Raw genomic sequence first — 19,550 nt, 5'->3', positions numbered from 1 at the left:
CCGGCCTCCTTCGAACGGCACGCCGACCCCGGCACCCGGTATGCCCGGCGGAGCTACCCGGTACCGCCTTCGGCCCGAACCTGTTCGCGCAGCACGTGCTTCTTCACCTTGCCGGAGGGCGTACGCGGCAGCGACGGGACCACCAACAGCTCCCGGGGGATCTTGTACTTCGCCAGCCTGGCGGAGAGAAACCCGCGCAGCTCCTCCAGCGTCACCGCCGCGTCGGCCTCCACCACGGCGACGACGGTCTCGCCCCAGTCCCGGTGCGGCCGCCCGACGACGGCCGCGTCCCGGATCGCCGGATGCTGCCTGACCGCCTCCTCCACCTCGGGCGAGTAGACGTTCTCCCCGCCGGTGATGACGACGTCCTTGATCCGGCCGACGATGAACAGGTAGCCGTCCTCGTCCACCCGCGCGAGATCCCCGGACCTGTACCAGTCGCCCTCGAAGGCACGCTCCGTCGCCTCCGGATCGTCGAGGTAGCCCAGCATGCGGGTCCCCGACCGCAGCCACAGCTCCCCGGTCTCGCCGGCCCCGGCGTCCCGGCCGTCGTCCCTGACCACGCGGATGTCGACGCCCGGCATACCGCCCGCACCGATCGACCCCGCCTTGGTGAGCTGCTCGTGCGGGTGGAGCACGGAACCCACCGGCCCCATCTCGCTCATCCCGTACACCTGGCAGAAGCGGTCCGGACCGTACACGGCCTCCAGCGTCCGCACCGTCTCGGCGCCGAGCGGCGCCCCGCCGTAGGCCCACAGCCGCACACTCGACAGACCGAAGCCGGACAGGTCGACTCCCGCCGCGGGCAGCGCCTTCAGCGGGGCGAGGTAGGCGATCGGCGCACCGAAGAACGCCGTGACCCGGTGCCTGCGCACGGCCTGGAGGAAGGCGAGGGGCTGGTACTCCTTCAGCAGGACGACGGTGCCGCCCAGGTAGATCATCGACAGGAACCAGTTGTTCAGGGGCGAGGCGTGCCAGATCGGCATGGCCAGCAGGAACCGGTCCTCGCGGCGCAGCCCCGCCGCGGCCGTGGTGTACGCGGGCACGGCGGACAGCCCGCGGTGCGAGTGCAGACAGCCCTTGGGCGTGCCGGTCGTCCCGGAGGTGTACAACACCTGCGCCACGGCGTCGGGTTCGACCTCCACGCCCTCCCATTCCGGCGCCTCGGCGACCAGCCGGTCGAACTCTCCGCCGCCGGTGTCGTCCGTGGTGAGCACATCGATCCCGGGAGCGCCCTCGCGCACGCGCCCGGACAGCTCCTCCGCGACGACGGCGACCCGCAGCTTCGCGTGTCCCGCCAGGTAGGCCAGTTCGGGCGCGGTCAGCTTGTGGTTGACCGGCACCAGCGCCGCCCCGGCCCGCCAGATCCCGAACGCCGCCACGGCGAAGGCGGGGGTGTTGTACGTCATCACCCCCACGCGGTCCCCCGGCCGCACCCCGCGCCCACGCAGCACGGCGGCCGCCCGCTTCGACGCCGCGAGCAGCTCGGCGTACGTCATCGACCCCAGATCGGACACGAGGGCCGGCTTCCCGCCGCGACCGCGGGCCGAGCCCTCCAGCATCCACGTCAGGTTCACCGCAGGATCCTCCGCATCCTCGTGGGGCTGCCGGGCCGGGGGCTCCCCGGCCCGGCAAGGATTGAATCATCGTTCAAATCTCTGGGGAAGCTTCAACTGCCCAGCAGCGGCCGGGGCGGTGGCGCGGGGCCGGTCCCCTTCTCCCGGAAGCACGGGCGGTGTGGTGACGGGAAGGCGGGGCAGTCGGGGAGCGAAAGCACGGAGGAGCCGCGCCCCCGAAGCCTGGAGGAACGAGATGGTCATCGGCATCGTCATAGCCGCCTGTGTGATTCTGGCCGTGCTGGCCTTCTTCCTGCCGCGACTGTCGCGGCACCCGCAGAACGGTGCGCAGCGGGGTCTCGGGGCCGGAGCGCGCGCCGGATCCAAGGCGCCCGGTGTCCTCGGCCGCCTGCTGAGCAAGCCGTTCAGCTCCAGCTCCCGGGCGATGGGCCGCAGCGGTGCCGCCGGACGGCAGGCGCGCGGCCGTATGCCCTTCTGACCCGGGGCACCGTGCCGGCGGCGCGCCGAACGCGTCCGCGCCCGGTACGGCGACGGCGGGCCCCTGCCGACCTGGCAGGGGCCCGCCGTGCGGAGGACCGAGGAGCACCGGGACCCGTCCTCGACGACCGGTATCCCGGCTGACCCGCTCACCGTCCACGGCCGGCCCGAGAACCTGCCCATACGTCAGGTGCCGGGCGGGGAACCGGTCGGCACCGTGGCCGCCGCGGCTGCTCAGCCCGGGAGCATGGCCCGGCGGCCGGGCGCGGCGGAGGACTGCATGGTCATGCCGCCGTCGACCACGAGGAGCTGGCCGGTGAGGTAGCGGGACTCGTCGGAGGCGAGGAAGACCATGGTGTGGCCGATGTCCTCGGGCGACCCGAGGTAGGGGAGGGCGTTGCCCTTCTTCAGGCTGTCGACCACTTCCTGGGGCAGGTTGTCCACCAGGGCCGGCGTCATCACGGCGCCGGGGGCGACGGCGTTGCAGCGGATGTTCTGCGGGCCGTACTGCGTGGCGACGGACTTGGTGATGCTGACCACCGCGGCCTTGACGGCGCCGTAGGAGGTCTGGAGGACGTCTCCGACGAGCGCCGCGACGGAGGCCGTGTTGATGATCGAGCCGCCGCCGGAGCGGATCATGTGGGGGATCGCGTACCGGGAGCCCAGGAGGGTGCTGCGCACGTTGAGGGAGACCGCCCGGTCGAACTCGGCCATGTCCATGCGGAGCAGGTCGAGGTCGGTGCGGGGATTGGTGCCGCCGACGTGGTTGCACAGGATGTGCAGCGCGCCGTACCGCTCGACGGCCGCGTCGATCATCCCGGCGATGGAGTCCTCCTCGAGGACGTTCACGGTGAGGGGCAGTGCCTGGCCGCCCGCCTCCGTGATGATGTCGGCGGTCTCCTGGGCGGCCTCGGTGTCGTAGTCGGCGACGACGACGCGGGCGCCCTGCCTGCTCATGAGTTCGGCGGCGGCGCGGCCGATGCCGCTCCCCGCTCCGGTGATGACGGCCACCTTCTCCGGCAGACGGTTCATGACGGTGCTCCTCGTGGTGTGCGGTGGGTCGGTTCGGTGGGTTCAGCGGCCGGTGCCGGCGGGTGCCCCGGCGGACGAGGGGGTTTCGTGCCGGGAGGCGTCGTGGGCGCTCTGCCCCGGGGCGGCGGCGCGGACGCGCGGGATGGCGAGGGTGAGCAGGAGGCCCGCGACCGTGGCGAGCATGGCGACCACGTACGTCATGCGGAACCCGTGCTCGGTCGGTACCTGGGCCGGGCCGAGTCGCATGGTCATGTTGGCCAGGATGGCCGCCATGACGGCGCTGGCTGTCGAGGTGCCCACGGAACGCATGAGCGCGTTGACCCCGTTGGCCGAAGCGGTCTCGGTGACGGGTACGGCGCCCATGATCAGGGCGGGCATGGCGGCGTAGGCGATGCCGACCCCGGCGCTGATGATCATCGAGGTGATGACGATCTCCCACACCTGGGACATGAGCAGCAGGCCCGCGCCGTAGCCGAGGCCGATGACCGCGGTGCCCGTGAGCAGGGAGGCGCGGGGGCCGTACCGGGCGGTGATGCGGGCGGAGACGGGGGAGAGGGCCATCATCACCAGGCCGCCCGGAGCCAGGGCGAGACCCGCGGCCAGCGTGGACTGCCCGAGCCCGTACCCGGTGGCCTCGGGGGACTGGAGCAGCTGGGGCAGGGTCAGCGACATGGCGTACATGGCGAAGCCGACCAGGACGGACGCCAGGTTGGTGAACAGCACGGGGCGGCGGACGGTGACCCGGAGGTCGACCAGGGGCTCGGACACCCGCGCCTGGTGCCAGGCCCACAGCGCCAGGACCAGGACGCCGGAGACGAAGAGGCCGAGCGTGGTACCGCTGGTCCAGCCCCAGTCGCCGCCCTTGGTGACCGGCAGCAGCAGGAGCACGAGGCCGCCCGCCAGCCCGGCCGCGCCCAGGGCGTCGAACCGGCCGGGGGAGAGGTTGGGGGACTCCGCCAGCAGCAGGGTCACCATCAGCAGGCAGACGGCACCGAGGGCGGCGGCGAGCCAGAACAGCACGTGCCAGCTCGTGTTCTGCACGATGGCGGCAGACACCGGCAGGCCGATCGCGCCACCGACGCCCAGCGTGGCACTGACCAGGGAGACCGCGCCGCCGATCCGTTCGGCCGGCAGTTCGTCGCGCAGGACGCTGATGCCGACCGGTATGACACCGGTGGCCAGGCCCTGCAGCGCCCGCCCCACGACCACGGGGACCAGGCTGTCCGAGAGGGCGCACACGACGGAGCCCGCGACGAGCACGGCCAGGCTGGCGATGAGGACCCGGCGCTTGCCGAACATGTCGCCGAGGCGCCCGGCGATGGGGGTGACCACGGCTGCCGCGAGGAGCGTGGCGGTGATCACCCAGGAGGCGCTGGACGCCGAGGCGTCCAGCAGGTCCGGCAGCCTGGGAATGATCGGTACGACGAGCGTCTGCATGAGCGACACGACGATGCCGCTCAGGGCGATCACGGCGGTGATGACGCCCGGACTCCGCGTGCGGGTGGTGCTGCTCGGCAAGTGGGTTCTCCTTGAACGTGTCCGCGAGTGCGGGAGCCCGTCCCGGGATCGGCGCGGGTGCCGGCGGGACGGTACCGGCCGGAATGTGCATCATGCACAGGCGATGCATAGTACACATCCAATGTGCATCATGCACAAACGGAGGCCGTCGCGGGGGGTGGCGGTGGGCGTGCGCGATGATGAGGTGACGTGTCGGCACGGGAGAGGACAGGGCATGGACGAGCAGGAGCGTCGGCTGGGCGAGCTGGAGAGGGAGCTGACCCTGCTGTCCCGCCATGTCGTCGCCTCGCGCGGCCCCCGCCTCGGCCGTCGCCTGGAGCGGTCCGCGTACGTCACGCTGACGCGACTGGAAGCGGGTGAGCCGCTCACGCTCAAGGAACTGGCCCACACGTTCCAGGTCGACGTCTCGACCATCAACCGTCAGGTGAGCGCCATGCTGAAGAACGGCCTGGTGGAACGCATCCCCGATCCCGACGGCGGCATCGCCCGCAAGTTCCGGCCCACCGGCTTGGGGCTCGAACGTCTCGAGGCGGACCGGGCCATCAGTATCGAGGGCACCGCGCGCGTGCTGGAGGTCACCGGCTGGACGCCCGAGACCGCCGAGTGCTTCCTGTCCCTGCTGGTCCAGTTCAACGAGGGCATCGCGCGGCTGGAGGGCCTGTCGTGGCCCGGCGCCGGACAGACCGGCGCCGAGGCCGCGGAGGGCTGACAGGCCGGCCCCGCCCGCCGGCGGTCAGGTCGAGGTGCCTGCCTTCCGGGTGCCCGTGCCCCGGTGCGGCGGCTCCCCCGCGGTCCGGCCGCGGATCGGGAGCCCGCACGGCGTCCTGCTCAGCAGCCGCACGCGCCCCCCGGAGCGGTCAGCGGATCGGCGTCCCGGCGTGCCGGGCCCCACCGGGTCTCGTAACCGAGGCCCTCGCGTGCCCAGTACTCGAAGCCGCCGATCATCTCCTTGACCCGGTAGCCGAGTTCGGCGAGGGCGAGCGCGGCGCGGGTCGCGCCGTCGCAGCCGGGTCCCCAGCAGTACGTCACCACCGGCACGGACTTCTCGAGGAGCAGTCCGGCCCGCTCGGGGATGTGCGCGGTCGGCAGGTGGACCGCGCCGGGAAGGTGGCCCTGGTCCCACGACTCGCTGGAACGGGAGTCCACGACGACGAAGCCGGGGTCGCCACCTGCCGACAGCGCGGCGGCCACGTCGGCGACGTCGGTGTGGAAGGCGAGGCGCGCCCGGAAGTAGGCGACCGCCTCGCCCGGAGCGGCGGAGGCGAAGCCCAGGACCGGGTTGCGGTGAGTCATCTCTGTCATGTCTGTCATGACGGAAAACCTATGGTCAGCGGCCCGGACAGGGAACGGACGATCCACGGGGCCGCGCTTGTCCCGCCGGGGTTTTCCCTGCTATCCATGCGGGATGACCGTGTATTCCCCGGACGCCACCGACTGGCGCATTCTGCACGTCCTCCAGCACGACGGGCGGGCCAGCTACGCCGAGCTGGCGCGCGCGGTGTCCATGTCGCCGAGCGCCGTCACCGAGCGGGTGCGGCGGCTGGAGGAGGCGGGCGTGATCCAGGGGTACGCGGCGGTGGTCGACCCCGAACGGCTGGGCCTGCCGGTCCTGGCGTTCGTGCGCCGCGGTACCCGAACGGCAACTACCGGCCGTTCCACGACCTGGTCGCGGTGACCCCCGAGATCCTGGAGGCGCACCACGTCACAGGTGACGACTGCTTCGTCATCAAGGTCTCCGCGCGCTCCATGTCCCACCTGGAGGCGATCACGGGGCGGATCGGAGCACTGGGTTCGGTGACCACCAGCGTGGTCTATTCCTCCCCCCTGCCCCGCCGTTCCCTGGGCTCGCCGACCACGGGGACCGATCCCCACGCTTGAGGGCCCGGGGCGACACCGCCGACCCGCCGCAGTGCCGCCACGATCCTGCCCAGCACCCGGTCAGAACCCGGCCGACTGTCCCGGGAGCGCCGCCCGCCTGGCCGGTCCGGCCCCTTCCGCGGTCCGCCGCCCGCCCCGGACCCCGGCCGGTGGCAGATCGTGGCGGAGGTGTTCGGCCGGTAGCCCGGCACGGACCAGCCGGGTCGTCACCGCGCCCACCGCGGCCGGCGGCCCGGCCACCAGGGTGGGGCCGGCCGCCGCAGGGAGGCACTCGGCCAGGGCCTGGACCAGCCGGTCACACATCTGCCCCTCCGGCACGGTGCCCCCGATCACCGGCACCACGGTGAGCCACGGGCGGTCGCGTCGGAACGCCGTCAGGTAGTCGGTGTCGTACAGCTCGGACAGCGATCCGGCGCCCAGGACGAGACGTACCGTACGGACCGGGTCGCCCGGGCCCGGGCGCAGGCGGGCGTCCAGCTCCTGAAGCAGTGCCTTCATCGGGGCCCAGCCGGTGTCCCAGGCCACCAGCCGCAGGTCTCCCGACGGCTCGTCGCCGAGTGCCAGGTTTCCCTTCGGCGGCCCGATCCGGACCTCGTCCCCGATCGAGGTGTGGCGCACCAGGGCGTCACTCACCCCGCCGGGCCCGGTGCGGCGGACGTGGAACTCCAGTTCCTCCCGGCCGGACGCGCCGGCCGGGTAGTACGGGCGCCAGGTGTGCGGCAGCCGCGCGGACTCCAGCGTGACGTACTGCCCGGCCCGGTACCGGAACGTCTCGTGCGGCCGCAGCCGCAGCACCGCGAGGTCCGGACCGTGCCGCCGGTGCGCCGTCACCGTGGCGCGCCAGCAGGGTGGTTCGCGCAGCGCCGCCTCCTCCGCGCCGCGCACCATGGCCGTCACACCGAGGCGCAGCATCCGCACCCACGCCTGCTCCAGCTCCGGGTGCCGGCGCTCGCCGGCCTGGACGCGCAGCGCCGTGCACAGCGCTGTCTCGAACACCGCGTACTGCGCCGGCAGCAGACCGAGCTTGCGGTGGTCGCGGCCCAGCGACGTGAAGGTCCGGGTGATGTCATCGGGCCGGTCCAGGGAAGCGGAAGCGAAGAGAGGGAACACGGCCGGAGACGCTCGACCACGAGGTACGACGCCCACAGAAACCGCAGATCAGTATGACACTACGGACATATGCCCCAACGTCCCTGGTGGGAGGGGCCGTTGGGCCCTTGTGCCGGCCATGCCGACGAGGACTGGTCAGCGGATCGTCGCCGAGGAGGGCGGGTCGGCCGGCCGGCACGGCGCCCGAGGAGGCGGGGCCCGGCGGTGCGCTTCCTCGCCGCGCACACCGAGCCCCGCGCCCCACTCTCCGTGTACGGTCTTCCGTCCCGGCGCCGGGTGTCAGCCGATCAGCGGGGGCGACCCGTCCTGCTGGAACGTCACCGTGGTGACGGTGTCCGTGTCGGCCGTGTCCAGGAAGAGCTTGTACAGGTCGACACCTTGGTAGGTGCCGTTCGGCGCGCCACCGATGATCTCCACCAGAGCCAGGTGGAGGTGCGGCGGGGTCGGGTCGAACTTGTACACGGTGCCCAGCAGGTCGCCCCTGCCGACCGTGGAATCGACGCCCAGCTCGGGCGGCACATCGGTGAGGTGGGTGTAGAAACCGCCCATCATGTCGTTCGGGGCTCGCATGAACAACTGGGCGCCGTAGACCTTCTGCGTGTCCGCGTCCGGGTCGTGCGGCGTCAGCTTGGTGATGTGCGCGTCGAAGGCGGCGAACACCTGTGTGCCCTCGTCCGCGCCCAGGTCCATGCCGAACTGGATGTACCAGTTCGGTGGCTGGTGGCCTCCCTGGTTGGGCCCTCCGAGACCCCCGGTGAAGCCGGACGGGAAGGGATTGGAAAGATCGATGTCGAACGGAGCCATCGTGGTCACCTCTCACGTTCTTCGCGGATCTCCGCCACGGATCACATGGACAGGACGTTGAAGCCCGCGTCGGCGAGCCGGGAACCCAGAGCGCTCACCGTGTCGGCGTCGTCGAAGCGCCCGTTCGCCGGGTCGATTCCGTTGGCGGTCTGGAACTCCCGGACCGCGGCCTGCGTGCCGGGGCCGTCCACGCCGTCCTGCCTGCCCGGCTTGAACCCGAGCGCCAGCAGGGCGCCCTGTACTCCGAACACGTCGGACAACTGCATCGCGATCCGCTCCACGGGCTGCCCCTGGTCCGCGACCGCCTGGGCCAGCCGGAAGTGCTCCCGGTCGAGCTTGTTCCGGACCGCGATGGTCCCCTCGTCCGGAGTGAAGTGGCACTCGTCCGCGGCACCGTTCCAGTCGTTCCCGGCGACATCCGCCCGGAACATGGGGAAGCCGTTCAGTGTCGGTCCCAGCGCCCAGCACATGCTCAGCGTCGCCAGTTGTGCGTTGGCAGGCCAGTCGGCGAAGCCGCTGAACTCCGTACGGGAGAGGAGGGTCGCCTCCATCTGGTCGAGCTTGGCGAAGACGCGTCGGTCTATCTCGTCGTCGTCCACGTGCAGGAGGGTCAGCGGCGGACTGAAGGCGTTGTGCCCCAGGAACGCCAGTTCCAGATGCCCCTTGACGGCGTCCCAGTCCGCGGCGACCTGGTCGGCGGAGGCCTCCGCACCGTCCACGTTGGCCAGCCAGCGGAACTCCCGCGCCTCGGCCAGCGACCGTTCCCGCTCCTCGGCGGACGGCGCCGAGTCGGGCTTCTCCGTCTCGTCTATCTTGTTGCCGATACCGGTGCTCACCCAGCCCTTCTGGTCCAGGTACATGAAGCCCACCCGGCCCTCGAGCGGATCGTTGAATCCGATCCAGTAGTCGCGCACGCTGTCGAACATGGTGCTGCCTCCGTCCCGGCCTGCCCCCCGCCCGACACCCGGTCAGTGGCGGCCGAACCCGCCGTGCCGACCGTGTCGGTCGTCATCGTCCCCGTCGTCCTCCGATCGTTCGTGTCCATCGTGATCGTCGTGTCCGCCGTGCCGGCAGGGTCCGTCATCGTCGTCACGCTCTCCCGGTACGGGCGGCACCCGCACGGCGTGGCAGTAGATCACCGGCCCCCGAGGCTGTGTGGACGGCGTGCCCGCCGGCCCGGGGGACGGCGGGTGACCGTCGGCCGGACTGCCCTCGGTCTCCATGACCAGCACCCGCAGCGTGGGCGGTGCTGCCTGACGCCCCCTTCGGGGGCCGGGCCATGGCCATCGTCTGACCGTGCAGCTCACGTGTCCGGCGGTTCGGGACCTGGCCGTGCGGGGGCGGTGCCGTGGCCGGGTCCCGCTCCGCGTAGACCGTCGCCACGTTCGCGTCGGGGCCGGGGAGGCCGTCCGGCACGAACATCAGGGGCATCGTGAAGCTGACCTTCCGGCGTTCTCAGTCCGTCCCGATCAAGGTGAACTCGTGGTCGGCTCCCGTGTCCCGGAGGGCCACCCAGAAGGCGGTGGAGTCCTTGAGCGGCCGGTCCGCGCCGTCCACCTCCCGCGACGGCGGGTCCGGGGGCTTGACGGGCGGAGTGGCGCGGTCCGTGATCCAGGGCGACGATGTCCACCAGGTCCTCGGGCTCGAGCGGACCGCCGGCCGGCAGGCCACCGCCGTTCCCGACTGCCGCGAAGGCCCGGGGCAGCGTTCCGCCGTCCTGCGAGCCGTGCAGCCGGGCGTGCCACCGGGCGGTGCGTCCGTCCATCTGCTCGGGGGCGGTCCGGCCCACCCGGTCGGCCGGCTCGTCGTAGGTGATCAGCAACCGGGTCGGGAACTCGATGACGCTTCTCGGCAGGCCCTGGAAGAGAGCCGTATCGAGCATGTCCGGCGGCCGTACCACGTGGAACGGGCCCTGCACGGGATCGTCGCCCTGCGGGCAAGGGCCCGGGGGGCCGCCGCGCCGGAGGCCGCCGCGCGGGCCGGGCGGCCGGCGCCGGCCGGGGCCTCCGCGTCCGCCGAAGTCACCATCGTGATCGTCACCGGGACCACCGAAGTGGCCGTCGCCGGGATGGTGTCGCAGATCTTCGCGACGTTCAGCACCTCCGATGAGGCGATTCCCATGTCGTTCGGCATCGCCCGCCGTGATTCTCCGGGGCTGTGGACAGCCCGAGCCGCCGTTGCACCCCGTCCGGGCCGGGGATAGCGTCGACCCTGTCTGGTTCCCCGCCTCCCCGTCATCCGTCCAAGTCGTCGGGAGCCGCCATGACCATGCTGCTCGTCAACGGAACCTTCCAGGTGGAGGGCACGCAGCCGGACGGCGACACCGTCCACTTCACGCCCGCCGCCCCGCACACATGGGAACTCCTCGGTACCCGCGGTCACCCCGTGAAGCACGACGCGCTCGGACGCGCCACGCTCCGCCTGGACGCGATCGACGCGCTGGAGACCCACTACGGCGCGGACCGCGTGCACCAGCCCCTGCGCCTCGCGCACGCGGCGCGCGACGAACTCCTCGGCTGGCTGGGGTTCGAGGAGGTCCGGCAAGGCCCGGACGAGACCGTCACCGCCACGACACCGGACACCGTCCCCGGCTTCGTCCTGACCGGCGGAGCCGACGTCCACGGACGGTGCGTCTCCCTGGTGGGCCGGGGTGGCCCCCAAGACCGGGACGGTGTGGCGGTGGACGTCGACGCCGACCTGCTCAGGACGACCGCCAACCACCACCTGCTCACCGCCGGACTGGTCTACCCCACCTTCTACCGCGGCCTGTTCCCGAGCCTGCGGGACGAGTTGACCGCCGCCGGCGGGCAGGCGCGGACGCCACCGGGCAGGGGCCTGTGGCCCAGCGACGCGACGACGTCCGGGGCGAAGGTGACGGCGCTCTCCTCGCTCACCGACGACATCGTCATCCTGCCCAAGCTCTTCCGCCGCCTCGTCGACTACCTGCGGCTCGGAGCCCCCTCACTGACCTGCTTCCCCGCCTACCTCGCCGGGGTGCGGGACCACTTCACCGTCCTGCCCACCGGCCGGCGTTGCACGGGCCTCCACGAGATCGTCGAGGTCACCGACGGCCGGACGGTACGGATGACGCAGCAGCCCGAGGACCTCGTCTTCGACGAGGCGTAGGGCGACAGCGGGGCTCTTCGGCAAGGCGCAGGGCGACAGCGGGGCGCGGATCCGGAGCGACCGCACCGGCCGCCACCGCCACCGGGGTCACCGAGGCGGGAACGTCACCCGCACCGCCGTTCCCCTGGGCACCGTCGTCCCCTTCGGCGGGTCCTGGCGGGAGACGGCGGCCGGCGCCGCCGACGGCCCGGAGTCCGGGGCCGGCTCCAGCCGGAGCGTGGTCGTGCCCAGCCTCGCGGCAGCCTCCTCCAGGGTGCAGCCGATCAGATCGGGGACCGCTTCCTGGCCGCCGAACGCGGCGCTGAGCACGTCCCTGCGGGCATCCGCGGCCACCTTGCCCGAGAAGTAGAAGGCGACCGTCGACCCGACAGCCGCGGCGAGCGCCCCGATCAGGGTGCTGCGCAGATTGGTGTCACGCACCGCGAAGGCGACCGCGCAGAATGCCACGAGGCCGGTGACGAGGGCCAGGGCGATCCAGCTCCGGACGATGCTGCCGTCCGACGACGAGGAACGGCCCGGCACGATTCGCCGGGCGGCGACCAGGACGACCCCGATGGCCACCACGGCACCGAGGAGGATCACCAGGAGCACCTGGACGTGCCCCCAGGAGATTTCCGCCGGGTCGTTCGGCTGTGGCTGGAGAAGTCCCATGGTGCGGGCTCCTGGCTGGTCACGACCCCCTGCCGCGTCCCGAGTGTCACGGGACCACGCGGGCGGGCCACCGGCCGGCGATGAGCCGGGCCCCACCGCCCCCCGCTTCCGAGTCTCGCCCCCGCTCCGTGCGAGACGCAAACGCAGCGCACCGGCTCCTACCGGCGCGCGGACACCGCGAGTTGAGGACCCCGCGAACGACGCGGCGACGGGCGCGGAGCACGGCTCCGCGGAGTTGCACGGCCCGGCGGCATCGACCGAGACTGGTGACGAGAGGCCGCGCCTTCCCGGGGCGCGCTCGACCGGACATGGTGAGCGGGACGATCACGGTGGTTTGCCCTGCCGAACTGCGGTTGCTCGGGCAGTTCCGACTGGAGCGCGACGCCGAGCCCGTCGAGGTGTGCCGCAACGGGCAGCGCCTGCTGGCCTTCGTCGCCCTGCGGCGGCGCGTGCCCCGTACGGTCCTCGCCGGGACGCTGTGGCCCGAGGCAACCGAGGACCGCGCCAGGGGCAGCCTGCGCACCACCCTGTGGAAGCTGCCGCGTGGCGGCCAGCCGCTGATCAGGTGCTCCGGCGACACGCTCGTGGCCGCCGCGGGACTCCACGTCGACGTGCACGTCCTCACCGAGACGGCGCTCAGTGTCGTACGCGGCGGCGGGCCGCCGCCCGGCACGGTCGAACAGCCCGACCGGCTCGCCCAAGGGCTGCTCGGCGGAGACGACCTGCTGCCGGGCTGGGACGAGGAGTGGGTGCGGTTGGAGCGCGAACGGCTGCGCCAGCTACGGCTGCACGCCCTCGAAGCACTGGCCGAGGTCCTCGTCCGCCAGGGCCGGCCGGCGCTCGCCCTGGAGGCGGCGTGGGAGAGCCTGCGCGCCAAGCCGCTGCGGGAGAGCGCGCACCGGATCGCCGTGTCCGCGCACCTGGCGGAGGGCAACGTCGGCGAGGCGGTCCGCCACTACCGCTCGTTCCGGCGGCTGCTGCGGGACGAACTGGGCATCGAGCCGTCCCCCGGTTCACCCGCCTGCTCGCCCGCTGCGGGGTGGCGGTCCGCCCGGGAGGAGGTGACACGGGATTGACGCCGGGCTGACGGTACACCCGTAGACTCGGCGTGCCGCAACGGGAAGACCGGGGACCCGTTCGGCCGGCATCGTCGCCGACCGTCCGGACGCCCGCTTCCGGAGGTCGCTGAACGGTGATCCGGGAGGACCGCATGGCACCGACCCAGAAGCTGCCGATCGTCTACGTCCGGGGGTACGCCGGTGGCACCGCCGGCATCGACAGGGCGGTGACGGACCCCTTCTACGGCTTCAACCTGGGTTCCACACACGTCCGCATCGGCCCGGACGACGAGCCGCGCTTCTACCAGTTCGAGAGCCCCCTGCTGCGTCTGCACCTGGACGAGGGCTACCGGATCCTGGTCGACGGCGGCCAGGAACTCTACCTCGCCACCCATGACACCATCCCGCCGGACAGCATCTGGATCCACCGCTTCTACGACACCTGCGCGACCACCTGGAGCGGTGCTCCGCACGAGTTCCAGGTGGAGACTGCCGCGCAGGACCTGCGGAAGCTGATCGAGACGATCAGGGACAAGTCCGGGGCACCCCGCGTCCACCTGGTGGCCCACTCCATGGGGGGCCTGGTGTGCCGCTGCCTCATCCAGAAGATCCTGCCGGACCTCGGGCTCGATCCGGCCGGCTACGTCGGCAAGCTCTTCACCTACGGCACACCGCACGGCGGCATCGCCTTCGACGTCGGCTTCGGCGTGCTGGAGAAGCTGCGCGACGTCACCGGCGTCGACGGCGCGGAGATCTTCGGCCCGGAGCGCATGTACGCGTACCTGACCCCGAAGACACTGACCGACCCGGACGGTCCTCCGGGGACGTGGGACAGCCGCGCGATGCCCGACGACGGGCCGTTCGCCTTCCCCCACGCCCGCGTCTTCTGCCTGGTCGGTACCGATCCGACCGACTATGACGCGGCACACGGACTCTCGGCCGCCACGGTCGGGCCGCGCAGCGACGGCCTGGTACAGATCGACAACGCGTACGTCCCCGGCGCCCACCAGGCGTACGTCCACCGCAGTCACAGCGGGAGCTACGGCCTCGTCAACTCCGAGGAGGGGTACCAGAACCTGCGCCGCTTCCTGTTCGGGGACCGCAGGGTGGAGGCGGAGCTCGTCGGCGTCGACCTGCCCGGGCCGGCCGACACGACCTGGCAGGCCGAGGTGCGGCTGTCGGTACGGGGCCTGCAGATCGTCACGCACGAACGCACCAGCGCCCACTGGTGTCCCATCCAGCTGGGCGACGCCGCGCGGGGCACCGCCGCCGCGGGCACCAGCGCGGCGGACGGCGCGACCGTCCCACTGGTGGACACCTTCCTGTGCAGCGGACTCAGGGCGGACGACTCCGGCGCCATGCGGTACGCACTGCACCTGCGGATCCTGTCGCTGCACCGCCGCGACGGCGTGCTGAGCTTCCGGGACCACCTGGAACAGTCCGCCGACTTCGACGACACCCTGGTCATCGATGTCGGCGCCGGTCCGGCCGACGGCGTGCCCGCGCTTGCTGCGACCTGGAACTCCGCCATCGACGGCCCGATCAGCGACTACCGGCCCGAAGAGCGCGCCCTCGTGGACGAGAACCCCGCCCCCGGCGTCTGGGTGCACCACGTCGAACTGCCCGCCACCGCCGCCCCGATCCTCGGGAAGGACGCGCGGGTCCGGCTCACCGTGACTCCCTGGGGCTGATCGGAGCAGCGTGTGTCCGCCTATGGTTCACCGCGGTCCCCGGTGACCCTCCTGGACGTCGGCGCAGGAGGGACGCCCCCGCACGGCCGCCCGCGACACACGGTCCGGAACACCGCGGACGACCGGCCGTCCCAGGAGGTGATCAAGTGAGGACAGCCCCCAGGTCTCCATCCCGCTCGCACCTGAAAGCGCGGCGTCCCCCACCGAGGACCCCGCGGTCCCGCACGGCGATGGCCGTGATCCTCCTGGTCCTCCTCATGACGACGGTGATGGCGGGGTGGCTCGGCCTCGAAGACTTCGTCAGCGCCCTGACCTTCCCCGGGCGGATCACGGGCGCCGCCCTCATCGTGGTCTCCCTCACCACGCTCATGGCCGCCGCCGCCGTGGTGGACCACTGGCTCTGGCGCAGTTTCCCCTACTCCGGCATGGTCGCGCTGGTCGGCGCGTTCGCGGCCCTGCTGACCAACGCCATGCTCGTGGTCGAGACGAGGGGCGGCGACTCGGCGTTCTACCTGGCGCTGTTCAGCGCCCTCACGGCGGGCTCGGTGTGGGCCGTCTACGCGGTGTGGCGGACGGCGGTCGTGATATCCCCGCACCGAAGCGGGTGGCCGCGGCGCTCATCGTCTCCTCGGCCATCGCGGTCGCCAACTTCGGCTACCAGAACCTCTTCCAGCCCTACCAGCGTGAGACCAGGCCCCTCGTCAAGCTGACCCTGGGAAACCCCATGCTGAGCCCTACGGACAGTGGATCGAGTCGAGCGACACGTTCGCGACCCGGGTGGTGGTGCAACTGCCCACCGACACCCCGTACGACCAGCTGGCGTTCTACGCCACCGCGAGCCTCGCACGCAAGGACCGGCTGGCTCTGGAGCCACCGCTCAACTTCAAGGCCTACTCCTGGAACGGGAAGAACATCCCCGGTTGGATCAAGGACCAGCAGAAGAAGGGACTCGACTCCGTCATCTACCGGGCCCGGGTGCACGAGAACAACGCGATCGACGAGCGCACGGGGGACCCCCGGTACGTGACCGTCTTCTGGCGGTTCGGCCCCCACGGAGCGAACGTGGCGACGGTCGTCGCGCGCAAGGGCGAGGAGGAGCACCAGCCCTCCGGAGCGGAGACGCGCGAACTGGTGGACCGTTACGGCCTCGTCGACATCCTGACGGGCCCGATCGAGCGGTCGCTGTGGGACGTCAAGAGCCGGCGGTGACGGGCCCGACCGCACCGCACGCGCCGGAGGGCCCGTTCAGTCGCTCCAGCCACGCCACCAGCGCCAGCGAACTGTTCAGCCGGTCCCAGGAGTACGCGTCCCCCAGGCCGAACCGGGCCTCCCGGACCGCCCGGCACAGCATCGGGACGTCGAACATCTCCGCGACCAGCGGATGCCGGGCGGACCGGCACAAGTCCACGAGTTCGTCACCGTGGACCCGCAGACCGCGGACGTAGAGCTCGTTGAAGGGGACCTTGACCGTCCTGCGCCCGATCCGCGGCGGCAGCAGGTCCGCCATGGCCGCACGCAGCACCGCCTTGGGACGGCCCGGATCGAACACGGCCGCGGCGGGGAGGCGGCGCATCGTGGCGATGACCTCCGGGTCGAGGAAGGGGTGCGAGAGGAAGAACCCGTCCTCCGGCGCGCGCTGCCAGGACAAGAGGTCCGGCGCGGAGTGGTAGTTGGCCGCTTCGTAGAGCGACCGCTCGGGCCTGCGCCCGTACACGAAGCGGCTCTCCGCGATGCGGGCCTCCCGGTAGCCGTGGGCCCGCGCGAACGCGGCCTTCAGCCATGGGGGACGGCTGAAGGTGCCCAGACCGCCGAGCACGGTTGTGCCGCGGCCGAGCGCTCCCATCCGTTCGGTCGCCCACGGAAGCGCCGGCCGTACGACATGGGCGTGGACGATCTCCCGCAGGCCCCGCTCGTCGCCCTCGGCCCAGGCGCGCGCCTGCCTGGTCAGTTCCCGGAGCCGGCCCGTGCGGGCCAGCCGGTGCAGGTGGTACGGGTTGGCGTCCACGACCGGGTCGGCCCCGCAGCCGGTCAGCACGGTGTCGCAGCCCAGTTCCGCGGCGGCGGCGTGCAGCCTCGACCAGAAGGGGGCGCGGAAGGCGTGCGCATGCGGCTCGTCCGCGTCCCCCGCGTGGTGCGCGAAGTCGTCGAAATCGGCGAGGTCGTCGGCGTCGACGACCACCGGGCGGGCCGCGGGGGCGAGGCGGCGGATCCCCTCCACCGCCGCGTCCAGGTACGGCTGTTCCGCGGCCAGCTCTCCCCGGGTGAAACGCCCGGCGAGCAGGAAGAGTTCCCCGGCGCCGTCCCGTTCCCCGGCTGCCAGCGACCTGGCCGCGAGCAGCGCGACGCTGGTGGAGTCCAGGCCGCCGGAGACGTGGCACGCCGTCGTCGTGCCGATACGGCGCCGGACGGCCTCCTCCAGTGCCAGACGCAGCTCCTTCGCGGCCCCCCGGCGGTCGGCGCCGTCCGCCGTCCACCCGGGCGAGGAGTGGGCCCGACGCACGTCCCGCGGCACCCGGCGGCGCAAATGCCCGGTGGACGACGACAACTCCAGCACCTCACCGCCGAGGACGCGGTGCACCCCGGCGAAGGGAGTGAGGTCCGAGTGCGGTTGCGCGGTGTTCCCGGCGAGGTACCGGCAGAAGTAACGAGGTTCGAGTCCCGCGCCGCTGCCCAGGCAGCGGACCGAGGTGCTCACGGCACTCACACGGCCAGCGGACTCCCGGAAGAACAGCGGAACACGGGCCTGCTCGTCCCGAACCAGGAGAACGCGGTCGCGATACACCAGAACCGCCGCGTAGTCGCCGGCCGGAAGCGGCGCGGCGGCTCCCCGCCGGCCGAGGAGGTCCAGGAGGGCGTGGGCGCCCGCCACGCGGTCACGGGCCGGCCCGACCGAGCCGACGACGGCGGCGGTACCGGCCTGCGAGGAGACCGTCGTCACGAGTCCCTGACGCTCCATCGCCCCGGCGGTCCGGAGCCTCACCGCACCCTCGGCCCAGTCGAGGCGGAGCGCTTCCATGTCACCGCTCTCCGGGGCCGACCGACAGCACGGGGGTGAACGCGTGCCCGCGCGGATCGGCGTCCGGGATGCACAGGCCGGCCGAAGCCGCCCATGCGTGCAGCGCGAAGGGATGCTCGCGCACACCGACGTGGAGTACGGCTTCCAGACCGCGTCGCCGCAGCAGGAGGAAGGCCGTCACAGCCTCGGACTTGCAGTCGCCGTTGACGAGGAGGCTCCTGCGGCTCTGCGACTGCACAGCTCGTTTCAGCCGTCCGACCTGCTCCGCCGGGGGACGGTCAGCGCGGACGTAATCCGGGGCGGCGACGGACAGCAGCCGGAGCACCCTGCCGAATCCCAAGGTCCGGATCAGCAGGTGCGTGCCGTGCAGCCAGAGCCCGATGCCGGCCTCCGGGTGCTTGCGCCGGGGATCCGCCGCGCAGCCGGCCCGGACGAGCCCGGTGACGACGTCGGCACGCTCCTCGGCATCCCCGTCGGCCAGCGCGCGGACGTCCCTCGACGTCATCCCGAGGAACCGTGTCCGCTTCCAGTCCGTGATCAGGGCCCCGCCGGACAGCCGCGTGACACGGCAGTGCGGTGCCAGAATCTCCGCCAGGGCTGCCAGGCCATCGGCATCGTCGGCCACCGCGCATCCTCCCGCGTCCGGTCCCGAACGGTGTCAGGACTGGTATCCGTGACCGTCGTAGAGTCCGCCGCTGAAGCCCCGGATCAGACGGCCGGTGCCGAGCAGGACGAGTCGATGCGGCGTACGGAACCGCAGGAATCGGAGAAACATGATCAACCTCCGAAATCGGGCACGATCTGCCAACTCCAGGCTACCTGGCGTCGGATGCTCCGCAACCGGGCCGCGGGTCCCGCGTCACGCCCTCCGGGTCGACGACGGGGGCGAGCCCGGCCGTAGCGCTTCGGTTACGCTGCCGGAGCAGGCCGGGTGCCGCGAACGGGGGAGTGTTCGATGACGGCTGCGACACCGCACGTTCCGGTGTCCCTGGCGACGGAACGGCTCTTGCTGCGCGAGTTCGTGGCCGGTGACGTGGAGGACCGGTACGCCTATCAGCACTTGGCGGACGTCGCTCGCTTCCTCTACCGCCCGCCGTTGACGCGGGAGCAGTGTGCCCGGTCGATCGCCGACCGGGCCGGAAAGCGTGCCTGGCAGGCCGACGGCGACGGGCTGCTGTGGGCGGTGTGCCGGGCCGATGAGCCCGGGGTCATCGGAGAAGTCGTCGTCACCCTCACCCACGCACGCGCCCGACAGGCCGAGATCGGCTGGGTGTTCAGCCCGCGTCATGCGGGTGCGGGGTACGCCACCGAAGCGGCCCGCGCGGTGGCGTCGCTGGCGTTCGGTTCACTGGGCGTGCACCGTCTTTTCGCCCGTCTGGACATCCACAACACCGCCTCCGCGCGGCTGTGTGAGCGGTTGGGCATGCGCCGCGAGGCTCATCTGGTCGAAAACGACCTCGACGGTGAGCGCTGGGGCAGTGAGTACATCTATGCCGTCCTCGACCGCGAGTGGGGCGACTGACTGGCTGTGTGGTGGGTTTTTGGGTTGTTGTTTTTGGTGGGTGGGGGTTGGTGTGTGGGGTTGGTTTTGTGTGGGGTGGGGTGGTTGTGG

General features: G+C 72.1%; 19 protein-coding genes and 1 pseudogene. 10 read left to right on the top strand and 10 right to left on the bottom strand.

What is annotated here, in order from left to right:
- Nucleotides 1–53: 53 nt before the first annotated feature.
- Nucleotides 54–1,577: a class I adenylate-forming enzyme family protein gene (locus ACZ4K2_RS34035; protein ID WP_467479989.1), complete on the bottom strand. Its 1,524-nt coding sequence runs from the start codon at nt 1,575–1,577 to the stop codon at nt 54–56.
- Between the two features lie 235 nt (nt 1,578–1,812).
- Here ACZ4K2_RS34035 and ACZ4K2_RS34030 point away from each other — a divergent pair, with 235 nt between their 5' ends.
- Nucleotides 1,813–2,055, top strand: coding sequence for a DUF6411 family protein (locus tag ACZ4K2_RS34030; protein WP_467479988.1), 243 nt, complete (start codon nt 1,813–1,815; stop codon nt 2,053–2,055).
- Nucleotides 2,056–2,288: 233 nt separating this feature from the next.
- Here ACZ4K2_RS34030 and ACZ4K2_RS34025 read toward each other — a convergent pair whose 3' ends face one another.
- Both ACZ4K2_RS34025 and ACZ4K2_RS34020 read right to left on the bottom strand, forming a co-directional pair.
- Complete coding sequence (locus ACZ4K2_RS34025) at nt 2,289–3,086, bottom strand: SDR family NAD(P)-dependent oxidoreductase (RefSeq protein WP_467479987.1); 798 nt, start codon at nt 3,084–3,086, stop codon at nt 2,289–2,291.
- A gap of 42 nt (nt 3,087–3,128) precedes the next feature.
- Entirely contained in the window at nt 3,129–4,604 is a 1,476-nt protein-coding gene (locus ACZ4K2_RS34020) for an MFS transporter (protein WP_467479985.1), read from the bottom strand.
- A 214-nt stretch (nt 4,605–4,818) separates the two neighbouring features.
- On the opposite strand from ACZ4K2_RS34020, the gene ACZ4K2_RS34015 reads away from it, so the two are divergent.
- Nucleotides 4,819–5,313 (top strand): MarR family winged helix-turn-helix transcriptional regulator, encoded by a 495-nt coding sequence (locus ACZ4K2_RS34015; RefSeq protein WP_467479983.1) that lies wholly within the window; start codon nt 4,819–4,821, stop codon nt 5,311–5,313.
- A 119-nt stretch (nt 5,314–5,432) separates the two neighbouring features.
- On the opposite strand, the gene ACZ4K2_RS34010 is transcribed toward ACZ4K2_RS34015, so the two are convergent.
- Nucleotides 5,433–5,906, bottom strand: a complete 474-nt coding sequence (locus ACZ4K2_RS34010; RefSeq protein ID WP_467480002.1) for a rhodanese-like domain-containing protein — start codon at nt 5,904–5,906, stop codon at nt 5,433–5,435.
- 103 nt (nt 5,907–6,009) lie between these two features.
- Between ACZ4K2_RS34010 and ACZ4K2_RS34005 the strand changes: the two are divergent.
- A pseudogene (locus tag ACZ4K2_RS34005) lies at nt 6,010–6,482 on the top strand (Lrp/AsnC family transcriptional regulator).
- Nucleotides 6,483–6,542: 60 nt separating this feature from the next.
- Here ACZ4K2_RS34005 and ACZ4K2_RS34000 read toward each other — a convergent pair.
- From ACZ4K2_RS34000 to ACZ4K2_RS33990, 3 genes are all read right to left on the bottom strand, one after another.
- Nucleotides 6,543–7,592, bottom strand: coding sequence for an FAD-binding oxidoreductase (locus ACZ4K2_RS34000; protein ID WP_467479981.1), 1,050 nt, complete (start codon nt 7,590–7,592; stop codon nt 6,543–6,545).
- 279 nt (nt 7,593–7,871) lie between these two features.
- Nucleotides 7,872–8,396: a peptidoglycan DD-metalloendopeptidase family protein gene (locus ACZ4K2_RS33995; RefSeq protein WP_467479979.1), complete on the bottom strand. Its 525-nt coding sequence runs from the start codon at nt 8,394–8,396 to the stop codon at nt 7,872–7,874.
- Between the two features lie 41 nt (nt 8,397–8,437).
- Complete coding sequence (locus ACZ4K2_RS33990) at nt 8,438–9,322, bottom strand: peptidoglycan-binding protein (RefSeq protein ID WP_467479977.1); 885 nt, start codon at nt 9,320–9,322, stop codon at nt 8,438–8,440.
- Between the two features lie 680 nt (nt 9,323–10,002).
- Between ACZ4K2_RS33990 and ACZ4K2_RS33985 the strand changes: the two genes are divergently transcribed.
- Nucleotides 10,003–10,599, top strand: a complete 597-nt coding sequence (locus ACZ4K2_RS33985) for a hypothetical protein (RefSeq protein ID WP_467479975.1) — start codon at nt 10,003–10,005, stop codon at nt 10,597–10,599.
- Nucleotides 10,600–10,658: 59 nt separating this feature from the next.
- Nucleotides 10,659–11,522, top strand: coding sequence for a nuclease (locus tag ACZ4K2_RS33980; RefSeq protein ID WP_467479973.1), 864 nt, complete (start codon nt 10,659–10,661; stop codon nt 11,520–11,522).
- Between the two features lie 87 nt (nt 11,523–11,609).
- Here the strand turns inward: ACZ4K2_RS33980 and ACZ4K2_RS33975 are convergent, their stop codons facing one another.
- Complete coding sequence (locus ACZ4K2_RS33975; RefSeq protein ID WP_467479971.1) at nt 11,610–12,173, bottom strand: PASTA domain-containing protein; 564 nt, start codon at nt 12,171–12,173, stop codon at nt 11,610–11,612.
- Between the two features lie 329 nt (nt 12,174–12,502).
- Between ACZ4K2_RS33975 and ACZ4K2_RS33970 the strand changes: the two genes are divergently transcribed.
- The 4 genes from ACZ4K2_RS33970 (at nt 12,503) to ACZ4K2_RS33955 (ending at nt 16,131) form a co-directional block, all read left to right on the top strand.
- Nucleotides 12,503–13,249 (top strand): AfsR/SARP family transcriptional regulator, encoded by a 747-nt coding sequence (locus ACZ4K2_RS33970; protein WP_467479969.1) that lies wholly within the window; start codon nt 12,503–12,505, stop codon nt 13,247–13,249.
- A 134-nt stretch (nt 13,250–13,383) separates the two neighbouring features.
- A complete protein-coding gene (locus ACZ4K2_RS33965; RefSeq protein ID WP_467479967.1) occupies nt 13,384–14,922 on the top strand; it encodes an esterase/lipase family protein in 1,539 nt (512 codons plus the stop codon).
- Nucleotides 14,923–15,152: 230 nt separating this feature from the next.
- Entirely contained in the window at nt 15,153–15,632 is a 480-nt protein-coding gene (locus ACZ4K2_RS33960; RefSeq protein WP_467479966.1) for a hypothetical protein, read from the top strand.
- A 73-nt stretch (nt 15,633–15,705) separates the two neighbouring features.
- Nucleotides 15,706–16,131 carry a hypothetical protein gene (locus ACZ4K2_RS33955; protein WP_467479964.1) on the top strand — a complete coding sequence of 142 codons (426 nt, stop codon included), beginning with the start codon at nt 15,706–15,708 and terminating at the stop codon, nt 16,129–16,131.
- Here the strand turns inward: ACZ4K2_RS33955 and ACZ4K2_RS33950 are convergent.
- A complete protein-coding gene (locus ACZ4K2_RS33950; protein WP_467479963.1) occupies nt 16,115–17,938 on the bottom strand; it encodes an asparagine synthase-related protein in 1,824 nt (607 codons plus the stop codon). The two genes, ACZ4K2_RS33955 and ACZ4K2_RS33950, sit on opposite strands and share 17 nt — an antisense overlap.
- A gap of 1 nt (nt 17,939) precedes the next feature.
- The gene (locus tag ACZ4K2_RS33945) at nt 17,940–18,563 is read right to left on the bottom strand and encodes a lasso peptide biosynthesis B2 protein (protein ID WP_467479961.1); all 624 of its coding nucleotides are present in this window, start codon (nt 18,561–18,563) and stop codon (nt 17,940–17,942) included.
- 330 nt (nt 18,564–18,893) lie between these two features.
- On the opposite strand from ACZ4K2_RS33945, the gene ACZ4K2_RS33940 reads away from it, so the two are divergent.
- A complete protein-coding gene (locus tag ACZ4K2_RS33940) occupies nt 18,894–19,460 on the top strand; it encodes a GNAT family N-acetyltransferase (protein ID WP_467479959.1) in 567 nt (188 codons plus the stop codon).
- The last annotated feature ends 90 nt before the right edge of the window (nt 19,461–19,550 follow it).

This window comes from Streptomyces sp. NPDC025833, from assembly GCF_055558055.1.
This window is presented reverse-complemented; position numbering and strand designations above follow the sequence as displayed.

Bases quoted from the DNA above. Each gene is read 5' to 3' on its own strand.
- ACZ4K2_RS34030 (WP_467479988.1), top strand. From the start codon at position 1,813: ATGGTCATCGGCATCGTCATAGCCGCCTGTGTGATTCTGGCCGTGCTG.
- ACZ4K2_RS33950 (WP_467479963.1), bottom strand. From the start codon at position 17,938: ATGGAAGCGCTCCGCCTCGACTGGGCCGAGGGTGCGGTGAGGCTCCGG.
- ACZ4K2_RS33960 (WP_467479966.1), top strand. From the start codon at position 15,153: ATGGCCGTGATCCTCCTGGTCCTCCTCATGACGACGGTGATGGCGGGG.
- ACZ4K2_RS33995 (WP_467479979.1), bottom strand. From the start codon at position 8,396: ATGGCTCCGTTCGACATCGATCTTTCCAATCCCTTCCCGTCCGGCTTC.
- ACZ4K2_RS34010 (WP_467480002.1), bottom strand. From the start codon at position 5,906: ATGACAGAGATGACTCACCGCAACCCGGTCCTGGGCTTCGCCTCCGCC.
- ACZ4K2_RS34015 (WP_467479983.1), top strand. From the start codon at position 4,819: ATGGACGAGCAGGAGCGTCGGCTGGGCGAGCTGGAGAGGGAGCTGACC.
- ACZ4K2_RS33965 (WP_467479967.1), top strand. From the start codon at position 13,384: ATGGCACCGACCCAGAAGCTGCCGATCGTCTACGTCCGGGGGTACGCC.
- ACZ4K2_RS33990 (WP_467479977.1), bottom strand. From the start codon at position 9,322: ATGTTCGACAGCGTGCGCGACTACTGGATCGGATTCAACGATCCGCTC.
- ACZ4K2_RS33940 (WP_467479959.1), top strand. From the start codon at position 18,894: ATGACGGCTGCGACACCGCACGTTCCGGTGTCCCTGGCGACGGAACGG.
- ACZ4K2_RS33975 (WP_467479971.1), bottom strand. From the start codon at position 12,173: ATGGGACTTCTCCAGCCACAGCCGAACGACCCGGCGGAAATCTCCTGG.
- ACZ4K2_RS34025 (WP_467479987.1), bottom strand. From the start codon at position 3,086: ATGAACCGTCTGCCGGAGAAGGTGGCCGTCATCACCGGAGCGGGGAGC.
- ACZ4K2_RS33980 (WP_467479973.1), top strand. From the start codon at position 10,659: ATGACCATGCTGCTCGTCAACGGAACCTTCCAGGTGGAGGGCACGCAG.